The sequence below is a fragment of the Neisseria benedictiae genome (assembly GCF_958267435.1).
GTDB classification, from domain to species: domain Bacteria; phylum Pseudomonadota; class Gammaproteobacteria; order Burkholderiales; family Neisseriaceae; genus Neisseria; species Neisseria bergeri.
This window is the reverse complement of record NZ_CATQFV010000064.1, coordinates 25,910-39,401: the sequence shown is the minus strand read 5'-3', so window position 1 is coordinate 39,401 and position 13,492 is coordinate 25,910. Positions and strand designations below refer to the sequence as shown.

Sequence of the window (13,492 nt, the reverse complement as noted above, 5' to 3'; positions counted from 1 at the left end):
AATTGAATACAAACACAAATATAAAACCGCCTCCTGCCGTATCGGTCGTTCAGACGGCATAAACAGGGAATTTATGAAAACAAATTTCAAACAGAAAATTATCGATCAGGCACGCAGCGAAGGCTTGCAGGTAACCGCTTTGCGCGAGCAGGTATTAGATATTGTCTTGCAGCAAAGCGGCGTGATTAAAGCCTACAACGTCTTGTCGCAGATGCAGCAGCAGAGCGAGGGCGCGGTTGCGCCGCCGACAGCCTACCGCGCCCTTGATTTTTGGGCGGAGCAGGGCGTTTTGCACAAAGTGGCGGCGGTCAACGGCTATATTTTGTGCAGCCACGCGCAACACGAGTGCAACGACCATTGCCACGACCACGAAGAAGCCGAAGCGCACCACAGCGCGTTTATTTTGGTCTGCACCGAATGCGGCGCGGCGGACGAGCAAACCCTCAGCCACGAGTGGGCGGCATTGCGCGCAGGCGTTGCCGAAAGCGGCTTCGCGCTGAAAGAAGAACACGTTGTTTTAACTGGAATCTGTAAAAAATGTCAGAAGTGAAAAAAACCAAAGTCCACCTGATTTCAGGTTTTCTGGGAACAGGCAAAACCACCGCGCTCAAAAGCCTGATGGAACAGAAAGACCCGAACGAAAAATGGGTCATCATCGTCAACGAGTTTGGCGAAATCGGCATTGACGGCGCGGTATTAAGCGACAACGGCATCCCCGTGGCAGAAATCGCCGGCGGCTGTTTATGCTGCACCGCCGGCCCGCAAATGGGCGTAACCGTGCAGAAAATGCTGCGCGATGCCAAGCCCGACCGCCTGATGATTGAGGCAAGCGGACTGGCGCACGCCGCCAGCGTCATCGACGAATTGAAAGCCAAACCGCTGGACAGCCTTTTGGAAATCGGCGCAGTCTTTACCGTCGTCGATCCGCGTCAGTTCATCAACCCCGATTACGCGCAACAGGCGTTGTATAAAGACCAAATCGGCATCTGCGACGTATTGGTCGCCAGCAAAACCGATTTATGCACCCCCGAACAGCTGGCCGAATTTCACGACAAAGCGGCAAAACTGTTCCCGCCAAAAGCCAAAGTGGTCGAAGTCCGAAACGCGCAACTCGACATCCGGTGGCTCGATATTCCCGTCATCGAAAAATCACGCTACCGCCTCAAAGCCCTGCCGGACAACACGATGGGCTTCCAGTCGCAAGGTTTCACATTCCCCGCCGGACGCGATTTTGACGGCGAAAAGCTGACCAACTTCTTCAATGATTTGACCAAAATGACCGAAGGCCTTGTCCGCGCCAAAGGCGTATTCCAAGTGCTCGGTACATGGGTGTGGCTCAACTGGGTGGACGGGCAATGGGGCGCGAACCAAGTGTCTTGGCGGCGCGATTCCCGTTTTGAATTGATTGCCAAATCGTTTGACGCGGATTTAATCGAGCAAAAACTTAAAGACGCATTGGAATAGCGTTCACGCGCCTTCAGACGGCATATGAAATGAAAATGCCGTCTGAAGGCTTTAACCGTTTCCAAAATCGCCCGTGCCAAAACCGCCGCGTCGTCGTCGGGTAATAACACGCGGACAGACGTTCAGACGGCGCACCCGTTTCCCAAAAAACGCCGCTTAAAGTGAAAAAATATTTTAAAACAGACAGTTGATATTGACAAATTCAAACCGAGGATTTTAAAATGCTGCCAATCCAATCCAATCCAATCCAATCCAATCCAATCCAATCCAATCCAATCCAATCCAATCCAATCCAATCCCTGATCTAATCGACACAGCCGGGGCGAACACCGAGGCAATCTACACTTCAGACGGCATTACCGCCAACTCTACCCAACTCGAACAGCTCAAAAAACTGTTTCCCGCCTGTTTTGACGCAGACGGCAATTTCCTTATCGACAGATTACAAGCCGAAATCGCGCCGCAGACCGACATCGGACGCGAATTTTACGAAATGAACTGGCTGGGTAAATCATATGCCCGCCTGCTTCGCAACCTGCCGCCCGAAACCCTGATAAGTGAAGACAAGACGCACAACGCCAAGCCCGAAAATGCAGGCAGCCAAAACCTGCTGATTCGCGGCGACAATCTGGAAGTGTTGAAACACTTAAAAAACGCCTACACAAACAGCGTGAAGATGATTTACATCGACCCGCCCTACAACACCGGATCGGACGGCTTTGTCTATCAGGACGACCGCAAATTCACACCCGCCGAACTTGCCCGCCTGGCGAATATTGATGAAGACGAAGCCGCGCGGATTTTAGATTTCACCGACAAAGGCTCAAACTCGCACAGCGCGTGGCTGACCTTTATGTATCCGCGCCTGTATGTCGCCCGCGAACTGTTGCGCGAAGATGGCGTGATTTTTATCTCGATTGACGATAACGAAGCGGCACAGTTGAAGTTGTTGTGTGATGAAGTGTTTGGGGAAGGGAATTTTGTAGAACAGATTATTTGGGAAAAGAAATTCAGCCCCCAAAATGATGCAAAATATTTTTCAGAAAATCACGATTATTTAATTTGTTATGCAAAAAATATTACTGAACTAGAAATCAAACTGTTACCGCGTACAGAAGAAACAAATGCTCGTTATAAAAATATTGATAATGACCCACGTGGTGCTTGGACTTCGGGAGACTTATTGCGTAAAGATGTGCAACAAAGCGGAATTTATACAATTACAACGCCAAACGGTACACAATACAATCCACCCAGCGGTAGAAGCTGGCGTGTTTCGCAAACTAAATTTACCGAAATGGTTGCCGATAATCGCATTTGGTTTGGTGAAGACGGTAGAAATGTTCCTCGTATCAAACGCTTTTTAAGCGAAGTTCAAGATGGTACGAAAGCCATTTCAATTTGGAAATTTAATGAAGTTGGACACAATCAAGAAGCAAGCCAAGAATTGCGTAAATTATTTGATGGCGATAGTTATTTTGATACACCGAAGCCAATTCGTTTGATTGTACAAACATTGCGATTAACCACAAATTCAGACGACCTAATCCTAGACTTCTTCGCAGGCGGCGGCACGACCGCACACGCCGTGATGCAGCTTAACGCCGAAGAACAAAACGGCAGCTGCCGCTATATCTGCGTGCAGCTGCCTGAAAAAACCGATGAAAAATCCGAAGCCCGTAAAGCAGGCTACCCGACCATCTTCGACATCACCAAAGCCCGCATAGAAAAAGCCGCCGCCAAAATCCGCGCCGAACATCCCGATTACACGGGTGATTTGGGCTTCAAAATCTTTCAAACGGCAGACAATTTCAGGCAGCATCCGGACAAGGATTTTTCGCCCGAACAACCGGATTTGCCGCTTAACGATGAATTAAGCGAAGAACAGCTGCAAACGCTTCTGACCACCTGGACGCTGTATGACGGGGCGGCACTGACCACGCCGGTTGAGCCTGTGCGGTTGGGCAGTTATACGGCGTATCTGTGCGAAAAACGGCTGTATCTGATGAATACTGGTTTTACTTCCGCCGATTTGTTGGCGTTTATCCGCAAGCTGGACGACGATGCGGCTTTCAATCCCAACCGCGTGATTGTATTCGGCAGCAATATGGCAAGCGCCATGCAGCACGAACTTGACCAAGCGGTTCGCGGTTATACCAATAAAAAAGAGATTGAGTTGAATGTGGTTATCAGGGTTTGACGGAGAAAGTTTATGAGTGGTTTTAATTACGAGAAAAACCAGCCGCACCAAATGCGGGCGGTTTCGGCGGTTTTGGGCGTGTTTGACGGGGCAACGCCCAAATATCGGGCGGCAGACGAAAATCCCGAACTTTTGTTTGCTGCAAAACAATACGCAGACAATATCCTGAAAGTGCAAAGCCAAAACGGCATAGACGGCCGATTCCCCGACCGTTCGGACGACCAAAATATCCTCGATATTTCCATGGAAACGGGCACGGGCAAAACCTATACCTACACACAAACCATGTTCGAGCTGCACCGTTGGCTGGGCGTGTTCAAATTTATCGTGGTCGTGCCGACTTTGTCCATTAAGGCGGGAACGCGGCAGTTTTTGCAAAGCAAGGCTTTGGCAGAGCATTTTGAACAGGATTTCGGCGGAGATTATGAAGGCGTGCGCCTGAAAACCTATGTGGTGGAAAGCACGAAAAAGAATAAGGGCAAAAAGTCCAATGCGCCCATAACGATCGAGCAATTTATCAAAGCGGAAAACAAAAAGGAAATCCATGTGCTGCTGATTAACGCGGGCATGGTTAATTCATCGTCCATGACCGATACGGGCGACAAGGCATTGAAGGATTTGTTTGACAATCCCGTTGATGCATTGGCCGCCGTGCGCCCGTTTGTGATTGTGGACGAACCGCATAAATTCCCGACCCGGGAGAGCGCGAAAACGTGGGGCAATATCAAACGCTTAAAACCGCAATATATTTTGCGCTACGGTGCGACATTTAACGATGAATATTACAACCTGCTTTACCGTTTGACGGCAGTAGGCGCGTTTAACGACGGGCTGGTCAAAGGCGTGCGCGTGTTTCAGGAAGAAATGCAGGGCGGCATGGATGCGGCGGTAAAACTGGTGTCGTCGGACGGCAAAGAAGCGAAATTTGAATTAAACGAAAAGGACAAAAAGCAGACGTTCAAACTGGCAAAAGGCGAAGATTTGGCGAAAATCCATCCCGCTGTTTCGGATTTGAAAATCGACAAAATGAATAAAACCGCGGTGGTGTTAAGCAACGGCTTGGAGTTGAAAACGGGTGCCGTCATCAACCCTTATTCCTATTCGCAAACGGTGCAGGATGCGATGATGCAGCGGGCGGTTGCCGAGCATTTCAAGCTGGAACGCGCGCTTTTGGCAGAACGCGCGCCACAGCCCAAAATCAAGCCGCTGACGCTGTTTTTTATTGACGATATTGCGGGCTACCGCAGCGGCAACGAGCTTTCAGGCAGCCTGAAAGATAAATTTGAAAGCTGGATCCGTGCGGAAGCGGCACGCCGCCTGAAAACGGAAAGCGACCCGTTTTATCGTGATTACCTGCAAAAGACGTTGGACGATGTATCTGCCTGCCACGGCGGTTATTTTTCCAAAGACAATACAGACAGCGACGATAGAATCGAGCAGGAAATCAATGAAATTCTGCACGATAAGGAAAAACTGCTGTCTTTGGATAACCCGCGCCGCTTTATTTTTTCCAAATGGACGCTGCGCGAAGGCTGGGACAATCCCAACGTTTTCCAGATTTGCAAACTGCGTTCCAGCGGCAGCACGACTTCCAAGCTGCAAGAAGTCGGACGCGGCCTGCGCCTGCCGGTAAACGAGCTGATGGCGCGGGTGCGCGATGTGCCGTACAAGCTGAATTATTTTGTCGATAGCAGCGAAAAAGACTTTGTGAAGCAGCTTGTCGGCGAAATCAACGACAATTCTTTTCAGGAAGAAATCTCCAAAAAGTTTACCGAGGAGCTGAAACAAAAAATATTGCAAAAATACCCCGATATCAAACCGCTGGTATTGGTAAACCAACTGTTTTCAGACGGCATCATTGACGACAATGAAAACTTTGCCGAAGACGGCTATGACAAATTAAAAGCCGCCTATCCCGAAGCCTTCCCCAAAGGTTTGGACAAAGGCAAAGTCAGCAACGCCAAAGACGAAGGCAAAGACACCATCATCATGCGCGAAGGCAAATATGAAGAACTCAAAGCCTTGTGGGAGCTGATTCACCATAAAGCCGTTTTGCAGTACAAAATCAAGGATGAAGCCGAATTTGTCGATTTATTTACCTCCTATTTGCGTGAAAACGCCGCCAAATTCCCGCAGGCAGGCATACGCACGGCGGTAAACGAAGCTTATATCAACAACGGGCTTATGCTTTCCCGCCGCATAGACAGCTTTGAAGATGAAGATTTTATCCGTTTCAACACAATGACTTACCGTGAGTTTCTGGAAAAACTGGCACAAACGGCAAAAATCCGCATGCAGACTTTGCATCAGGCGTTTTACCGCGTCCGCGACGAACTGAACATTGGCGATTTTTTGAATATGCAGACCATCGCCCAAATCAAAAACGGCTTCAACCGGTTTTTGCTTCATCATTCCTTCCATAAATTCGAACTGGATTACCGGCTTGTCGGCAGCAAAATCCATCCGACCAAATTTACCGATATAGACGGCAAACCGCGCGCGGTGAAAAAAGCAGATTTGGGCAGATTTGAAGATACGGAGCACCGGCCTGCCGCCAGCTATCTCTTCGGCGAGATTTTCTACGATTCGGATATAGAACATGAAAATGTCGCCAACAACCAAATTGAAGGCGTAACCGTATTCACTAAAATACCGAGAAACTCCATCAAAATCCCTGTTGCCGGTGGCGGCACGTATTCGCCCGATTTTGCCTATATCGTGAAAACCAAAAGCGGCGAGATTCTGAACTTTGTGATTGAAGCCAAAGGGACTGATGGGGCAGAAGATTTGCGAAAAAGCGAAGAGCGGAAAATCAAACATGCCGAAAAGCTGTTTGCCGAGATTTCCAAAGAAATCAAGGTGGTGTTCAAAACGCAGTTTGACGGCGAGAAGATAGCCGAACTGATCGGGCAAAATATGCCCGCAGTCGGGCATTCTGAAAACGGATACTGAGAAACAAATGTTTGGGAGCCGTCTGCTTCGGGCTTTTAAAATGCCGTCTGAAACGCCAAACGGGCTTCAGACGGCATTTTTGACGGCGGAAGCCTATGCGCCGCAGGTTTTCGGCTTGTTCGCCAGAATGTTGATGACTTTGCGTTCGGCTTTTTGCGGCTTGATTTTGATTTCGCTCTCGTCTTCTTCGCTGCCGTCTGAAAAACGTTCGGGCATTTTTTCACTGTCAAATGCCAAATCGCCGCCGTGTTTCAGGCTTTGACCGCGTTCCAATCCGACAAAATCAAAGAGTTCGGTATCGGCAAGGTGGGATGGGACGACGTTTTGCAGGGCGGAGAACATCGATTCGATACGGCCGGGGAAGCGTTTGTCCCAATCGCGCAGCATATCGCCGATGACTTGGCGTTGCAGGTTGGGCTGCGAGCCGCAGAGGTTGCACGGGATAATCGGGAACTGTTTCAATTCGGCGTATTTGATTAAGTCTTTTTCTTTCACATACGCCAGCGGGCGGATGACGATGTGTTCGCCGTTATCGCTCACCAGCTTGGGCGGCATGGCTTTGAGTTTGCCGCCGTAAAACATATTTAAAAACATGGTAGCGAGGATGTCGTCGCGGTGGTGTCCCAAGGCGATTTTGGTGCAGCCTAATTCTTTTGCGGTGCGGTAGAGGATGCCGCGGCGCAGGCGGCTGCACAGCGAACAAGTCGTTTTACCTTCGTCTAATACACGTTTGACGGTGGAGTAGGTGTCTTCTTCGACGATTTTGTACGGCACGCCTATGCTTTCGAGATAGGTCGGCAATACTTCTTCGGGGAAGCCCGGCTGCTTTTGGTCGAGATTGACGGCAACCAGTTCGAAATCAATCGGCGCGCTGGCTTGGAGCTGGCGCAGGATGTCTAACAGGGCGTAGCTGTCTTTGCCGCCGGAGAGGCAGACCATGATTTTGTCGCCCGGTTCGATCATGTTGAAGTCGTTAATCGCGTCGCCGACGGCGTGGCGCAGGCGTTTGCTGAGTTTGTTGTTTTCCAGTTCTTGTTTGGTTTTTTTGGACATGGCGGTGGTTTGAAAAATTAGGGATGCGGCATTGTAACCGAAAACAGGGGCGGTTTTAAAATGCCGTCTGAAAAAGGTTCAGACGGCATTAGAGGGATTATTCTGCATTTTCGGTTTTTTTGAGTGTATTATTTCAGCCCTTTAAGTCGTTGATTCTAGGGTGATATGATCTCAATATACTCTTTGTATTCTAAGGGGATAGGTAGATTAAACACCAAATCCTTTAGGGGGTCTACATTTCTCCCCATTTTGTAACACAAATATAGCCGTTCATTAAGCTCAGCATAGATTCGTACATTCCTCAATTCATAGCTATTAATCGTTTCTAAATCGTCTCTATTTATTGACGCAATGATATCTCGTTCATTGTATTTCCCCGAGGAAGTATCTACTTCAAAGAGTCTGCCCCCACCATCTCCTATGATAAGAATTTTCTTTTCGTTTGGTGTTCCTTCCCAGAGCGTAATCCATCTACTTCCCATACCTAAGGGGTCTATCTTACGCTTTGGAGAGATATAGTTCTCAATCCCCTTAATATTCTGCCTGAAGATATTGCTGCTTTTAATGAATTGACGAGCAACAGTGGCGCAGAAAAGAATAGGAACTTGGGTTAAGTCTACATCATCCCAATTGTTATCAGTGTTAAATAGATTGAAAAACAGGAGTTCAGCCTTCCCTATCATCTGAGCGAGCACATACACCCTAGTTTCTCTTGATTCATCCTTTCGTTTAGTCTCAATGCTGATAACTTGATTATTCCTCCACCTTATTTCTGTCATATTTCTCATCTAAAGAAGGGATGAACCGCTTTGAAGATACCGCCGTTTGGGACGGTCAGTTCTTTTTGTGCGGCGGAGAATTTAATCACGGCAAGGGCGGTAAAGTTTTCCGAACCTTTAACGCAGTCGAGTACGATGCCGGCCTCTTCGCCGTCCGCCGTCAGCAGGATGCCCGCTTCGGCTTCCGAGTTTCCCGACAATACCGCCAAGCCGCGTTTGACCTGACCGCGATATTGGGCGCGCGCGATGATTTCCTGACCGGGGTAGCAGCCTTTTTTGAAGTGTACGCCGCCGATGATGTGCTGGTTGAGCATTTGGGCAACGGCAGTTTCTTTGGTAGCCGCGCATATCCACGGATAACCGCTGAGGATTTCGTGCAGCCGCCACGCGCTTTCGGCAGCGGCATCATAAGGGGGCAGGGCGGTTTCGGGGGCGATGTGCAAAATGCCCCGATGGGGCAGGACGACGGAACAGATGCCGTCTGAAACGCATTCGGCGGTAAAGGCAAGACTGGGTTCTTGCGCGGCAAGCGGTTCGGCGGATGCTGCCAACTCTGCGCCGACGGCGTAATCTTCAAGGATTTCAAAAACGACTTTGGCACGCAGGACAAACATCCGCAGGCGTTTGATCGTTGCTTCAAGCAAGTCTTGCGCCATAATCAGCAGCAAATCGCCGCCTCGGTTGACGACAATCATATTGGCGATGACGCGGCCTTTGGGCGTGTTGTAAGTCGCATAACACGCCTGCCCGGTCTGAAGGTGGTTGATGTCGTTGGAAAGCTGTCCGTGCAGGAAGGTTTGGCGGTCTTCGCCGCTGACGCGCGCCACGCCGAAAAAGGGCAGTAAGGTTTTCATCATTTGCGTACTCTGAAATATAAGGAAATCTGTTTATGCAGTTGCCGCGTCTTTCTTCACGGCGGTTATTTTGATTTCGACGCGCCACTCCGGACGGGCGAGCCGCGCTTCCACACAGGCGCGGGCGGGCGTTCTGCCGGCGGCAACCCAAGCGTCCCACACGCCGTTCATTTCCGCGTAGTCGTCCATATCGCGCAGATAGATGACCGCATCCAAAACGTGCGCTTTGTCCGAGCCGCATTCCGCCAGCCAGCGGTCGATTTGGGCAAGCACGTCGGCAGTCTGTTCGGCAGCCGTTTCACCGTTTTCGGGAACCATGCCGGAGAGGAAAATCAAGCCGTTTGCGCCGACGGCTTCGGAATAGCGGGGCGTTGTGCCGAAATATTGGATATCCATATCGGTTTCCTTCGATAAAGGGGATATATGGTAACATTGCACTTGACCGATTTCCATGTTTTGCATGACGAAAAATGAGTAAACACACTTATCCGATAACATCTGCCGTACGCGTTTTGCGTGAAAACGGCATCGAATTTGAACCTTTTACCTATGCCTATGAGGAACACGGCGGCACGGCGCAGTTTGCCCGACTGTTCGGCAAAGACGAACACTTGGTCATTAAAACCATTGTTTTGCAAGATGAAAACGGTAAGGGGCTGATTGTCTTGATGCACGGCGACAAACAGATTTCAACCCGCAATCTGGCGCGGCATTTGGGTGCGAAACACATCGAACCCGCCACGCCCGCACAGGCAAACAAGTGGACGGGCTATCTGGTCGGCGGCACAACGCCGTTCGGCATCAGGACAAAGTTGGATATTTATGTCGAACAGTCGGTGATGGATTTGGACATCATCTATATCAACGGTGGAAAACGCGGGTTCATTATCGGCATCCGTCCCGGAGATTTAAATATTTTGAACCCGAAAACAATACAGGCGGCGGTTTGACGGGGGAGTATAAAGGAGCAATATGGACAAAGATTTGTATGCCGTATTGGGCGTGTCGCCGCAGGCGGGGGCGGACGAAATCAAACGCGCCTACCGCAAGCTGGCGATGAAGTACCATCCCGACCGCAATCCGGGCAATCCGCAGGCGGAAGAAAAGTTCAAAGAAATCCAACGGGCTTACGATACGCTTTCCGACCTGTCGAAACGGATGCAATACGACGCGTCCTTCAGACGGCATGAGGAACGCGGGCGGCAGGAAGAGGCATTCCGCCGCGAACAGGCGCGCAGGGAGCAGTTTTACCGCGAACAGATGCGCCGCGAACAGGCGTTCAGACAGGCGTTTGAACGGCAGGCCTCACGTTCGCGCCATGCTTACGAACCGTCCGGCGGCGGAAGCGGGCGCAACTATGTCCTCGCCGCCTACATCCTGTTCGGTTTGGGTGCAATCATGCAGTTCATGCCCATAGACGGCGTGATTTTCGCCTATATGCCCATAGTCGGCGTGATTCTCGCCTATATGAAACGGAACAGTTTGGACAGCATTGTCTATGCCGCACATGCCGAATACCTGATTAAAACCTTTTGGCGCACATTTTGGCTTTATCTTTTGGGCGCGCTGACTGCCCTTTTGGGTATCGGCGTGCTGATTATTATTGCAACGAACGTCTGGTATTTCTGCCGCATCATCGTCGGCTTTATCCGTTTCAACAGCGGCAGGGTGGTTGCACCCGAGAAATGGATATAGTATGGCTTACCTGTTAATCAGCATCGTGTTCAGCGTGTCGGTTTCCATTTTGCTGAAAATGGCAAGGAAGAAAAAAATCGACATCGCGCAGGCGGTCGCGGTCAATTATGTGGTCGCGGTCATACTGACCCTGCTGGTATTGAAGCCGGATGTCGGCAATATCGGCGCATTTTTGCCGACGTGGCCGCTGTTTGCCGCTTTGGGCGTGTTGTTACCGTCCGTATTCGTCATTATGGGCAAATCCGTAGAATTCGCCGGTATCGTCAAATCCGACGCGGCGCAGCGTTTGTCGCTGTTTTTGCCGATTGTTGCCGCCTTGACGCTGTTTGGCGAAAAACTCAGCGAAGGCAAACTAATCGGGCTGTGCCTCGCATTTGCCGCACTGTTCTGCCTGCTTTGGAAACACAGCGGTGGCAAAAAATCAGGCAGCGCGTGGCGGCAGGCGGTATTGCTGCTGGGCGTGTGGGCAGGTTACGGCATTATCGACATCCTGTTCAAACAGATTGCCAAAAGCGGTACGGCATTTGCGGGCAACCTGCTGGTTGCATTTGTGCTGGCGGGTGTGCTGATGTTTACCTGCCTGTTTGCCAAATCGGTCAGATGGCGCGTTGAGAGTGTGGTCGGCGGCATACTCTTGGGCGGTTTGAATTTTATGAATATCGTTACTTATATCACCGCGCACCAAATGATGAAGGACAATCCCACGCTGGTTTTTGCCGGTATGAATATCGGCGTGATTGTTTTGGGTACGCTTTCGGGCGCACTGTTTTTTAAGGAAAAAATCAACACAATCAATACGGCGGGAATCGTGTTGGCACTGTGTTCTATCGCCTGCCTGTTTTATTGGGGGGAAGTCAAGGCACTGTTCGGCATATAATCCCGCGCGTCCGTATACCGCGCGGGCGCGTTTTAAGGAATGGTTTTAAATAATTGTTTTTTTATTAATAAGATAGATTTTTGCCCGAAGGGAAATAACCGGCTTTTTCCGACAAACCGCCGGAATCGGGTGGCGGCTAAAACAGCATTGAATGCCGAAAATGCCGTCTGAAGCAGCATCCCTTCTTCAGACGGCATTTGCCTGCAACGTTACAGATGGGGGTTCATCAGGTTTTCAGGAGAGAGGATGCGGTTGAGTTCTTCTTCGCTCAACAGCCCGCGTTCCAAAACGACCTCACGCACGCCTTTGCCGGTTTGGGCGCAGATTTTGCCGACCAAGTCGCCGTTGTGGTGTCCGATATACGGGTTCAGATAAGTAACCAGCCCGATGGAGTTGAAGACATACCGCTCGCAGATTTCGCGGTTGACCGTAATGCCTTTGACGCATTTGTCGGACAGGTTGACTGCGGCATTGCCCAAGAGGGAAATGGTTTCAAACATACATTGGGCGATGACCGGCTCCATCACGTTTAATTGCAGTTGCCCGGCTTCGGCGGCGAAGGTAATCGTCGTGTCGTTGCCGATGACTTTGAAGCAGACTTGGTTGACGACTTCGGGAATCACGGGATTGACTTTGGCGGGCATGATGGAAGAACCGGCCTGCAATTCGGGCAGGTTGATTTCTTTCAAACCGGCACGCGGGCCGGAAGAGAGCAGGCGCAAGTCGTTGCAGATTTTGGAGAGTTTGACGGCCGTGCGTTTCAATGCGCCGTGTACCATCACATATGCGCCGCAGTCGGAGGTCGCCTCAATCAGGTTTTCAGTCAGTTTGCAAGGCAGGCCGCTGACTTCGGAAAGTTTCTCAACGACCAAAGCCGCATAGCCTTTAGGTGTGTTCACGCCCGTACCGATGGCGGTTGCACCCAAATTGACTTCCAAAAGCAGTTGGCGCGTGCGGTCAAGGTTGAGGATTTCCTCTTCCAGCAACACTTGGAAAGATTGGAATTCTTGTCCGGCAGTCATTGGCACGGCATCTTGAAGCTGGGTGCGCCCCATTTTCAAAACGTCTTTAAATTCTTCGGCTTTGGCGGCAAAGGCGTTTTTCAATACGGTCAGTTTTTCCAGCAATTCGCCGATGCTGTAATACACGGCAAGGCGGAAGCCCGTAGGATAGGCATCGTTGGTGGATTGGCTGGCGTTGACGTGATCCATCGGATTGACGATGTCGTAGCGGCCTTTCTCATATCCCAAGGCTTCCAATGCAAGGTTGGCGATGACTTCGTTGGTGTTCATATTGACCGAAGTACCTGCGCCGCCCTGATACACGTCGGACGGGAATTGGTCGAGGCAGCGGTTGTTCAGCAGAACTTCGTCGCAAGCCTTTTCAATGGCGGCGGCGATTTCGGGTTTTACTGCACCCAATTCTCCGTTTGCCTGCGCGGTCGCTTTTTTGACCATCACCATACTGCGGACAAACTGCGGCACGTCGGAAATTTTTTGTGTGGAAATTTTAAAGTTTTCAATGGCGCGCAGAGTGTGGATGCCCCAATATACTTCGGCGGGAATCTCGCGGTCGCCCAATAAGTCGTGTTCGATACGGACAGTCATGTTTTTACCTT

12 protein-coding genes are annotated in these 13,492 nt (G+C 50.4%); 7 read left to right on the top strand and 5 right to left on the bottom strand.

Annotation, left to right across the window (positions count from 1 at the left end; genetic code table 11):
- Positions 1 to 73 precede the first annotated feature (73 nt).
- From Q3O12_RS08385 to Q3O12_RS08370, 4 genes are all read left to right on the top strand, one after another.
- The gene (locus Q3O12_RS08385) at positions 74 to 550 is read left to right on the top strand and encodes a Fur family transcriptional regulator (RefSeq protein WP_118997876.1); all 477 of its coding nucleotides are present in this window, start codon (positions 74 to 76) and stop codon (positions 548 to 550) included.
- Positions 538 to 1,464 (top strand): CobW family GTP-binding protein, encoded by a 927-nt coding sequence (locus tag Q3O12_RS08380; RefSeq protein WP_301670053.1) that lies wholly within the window; start codon positions 538 to 540, stop codon positions 1,462 to 1,464. Before Q3O12_RS08385 ends, Q3O12_RS08380 begins: the two co-directional genes overlap by 13 nt.
- Before the next feature lie 265 nt (positions 1,465 to 1,729).
- The gene (locus Q3O12_RS08375) at positions 1,730 to 3,664 is read left to right on the top strand and encodes a site-specific DNA-methyltransferase (RefSeq protein WP_373323076.1); all 1,935 of its coding nucleotides are present in this window, start codon (positions 1,730 to 1,732) and stop codon (positions 3,662 to 3,664) included.
- A 12-nt stretch (positions 3,665 to 3,676) separates the two neighbouring features.
- Entirely contained in the window at positions 3,677 to 6,616 is a 2,940-nt protein-coding gene (locus Q3O12_RS08370; RefSeq protein WP_301670051.1) for a type III restriction-modification system endonuclease, read from the top strand.
- 93 nt (positions 6,617 to 6,709) lie between these two features.
- Here the strand turns inward: Q3O12_RS08370 and ttcA are convergent, their stop codons facing one another.
- The 4 genes from ttcA to Q3O12_RS08350 form a co-directional block, all read right to left on the bottom strand.
- Positions 6,710 to 7,669, bottom strand: a complete 960-nt coding sequence (ttcA, locus tag Q3O12_RS08365) for a tRNA 2-thiocytidine(32) synthetase TtcA (protein ID WP_301670050.1) — start codon at positions 7,667 to 7,669, stop codon at positions 6,710 to 6,712.
- Positions 7,670 to 7,824: 155 nt separating this feature from the next.
- On the bottom strand, positions 7,825 to 8,448 hold the full coding sequence (locus tag Q3O12_RS08360) for a DUF8309 domain-containing protein (RefSeq protein WP_301670048.1): 624 nt from the start codon (positions 8,446 to 8,448) through the stop codon (positions 7,825 to 7,827).
- A 5-nt stretch (positions 8,449 to 8,453) separates the two neighbouring features.
- Positions 8,454 to 9,302 (bottom strand): CAF17-like 4Fe-4S cluster assembly/insertion protein YgfZ, encoded by an 849-nt coding sequence (gene ygfZ / locus Q3O12_RS08355; RefSeq protein WP_301670076.1) that lies wholly within the window; start codon positions 9,300 to 9,302, stop codon positions 8,454 to 8,456.
- Between the two features lie 33 nt (positions 9,303 to 9,335).
- On the bottom strand, positions 9,336 to 9,698 hold the full coding sequence (locus Q3O12_RS08350) for a RidA family protein (RefSeq protein ID WP_301670047.1): 363 nt from the start codon (positions 9,696 to 9,698) through the stop codon (positions 9,336 to 9,338).
- A 74-nt stretch (positions 9,699 to 9,772) separates the two neighbouring features.
- On the opposite strand from Q3O12_RS08350, the gene ybaK reads away from it, so the two are divergent.
- From ybaK to Q3O12_RS08335, 3 genes are read left to right on the top strand one after another with little or no spacing between them, the layout of a single operon-like run.
- Positions 9,773 to 10,252: a Cys-tRNA(Pro) deacylase gene (gene ybaK / locus Q3O12_RS08345; protein WP_301670046.1), complete on the top strand. Its 480-nt coding sequence runs from the start codon at positions 9,773 to 9,775 to the stop codon at positions 10,250 to 10,252.
- A gap of 22 nt (positions 10,253 to 10,274) precedes the next feature.
- The gene (locus tag Q3O12_RS08340) at positions 10,275 to 10,997 is read left to right on the top strand and encodes a DnaJ domain-containing protein (protein ID WP_301670045.1); all 723 of its coding nucleotides are present in this window, start codon (positions 10,275 to 10,277) and stop codon (positions 10,995 to 10,997) included.
- 1 nt (position 10,998) lies between these two features.
- Positions 10,999 to 11,874: a DMT family transporter gene (locus Q3O12_RS08335; protein ID WP_301670044.1), complete on the top strand. Its 876-nt coding sequence runs from the start codon at positions 10,999 to 11,001 to the stop codon at positions 11,872 to 11,874.
- A 209-nt stretch (positions 11,875 to 12,083) separates the two neighbouring features.
- Here Q3O12_RS08335 and aspA read toward each other — a convergent pair whose 3' ends face one another.
- Positions 12,084 to 13,481: an aspartate ammonia-lyase gene (aspA, locus tag Q3O12_RS08330; protein WP_301670043.1), complete on the bottom strand. Its 1,398-nt coding sequence runs from the start codon at positions 13,479 to 13,481 to the stop codon at positions 12,084 to 12,086.
- Positions 13,482 to 13,492 lie beyond the last annotated feature (11 nt).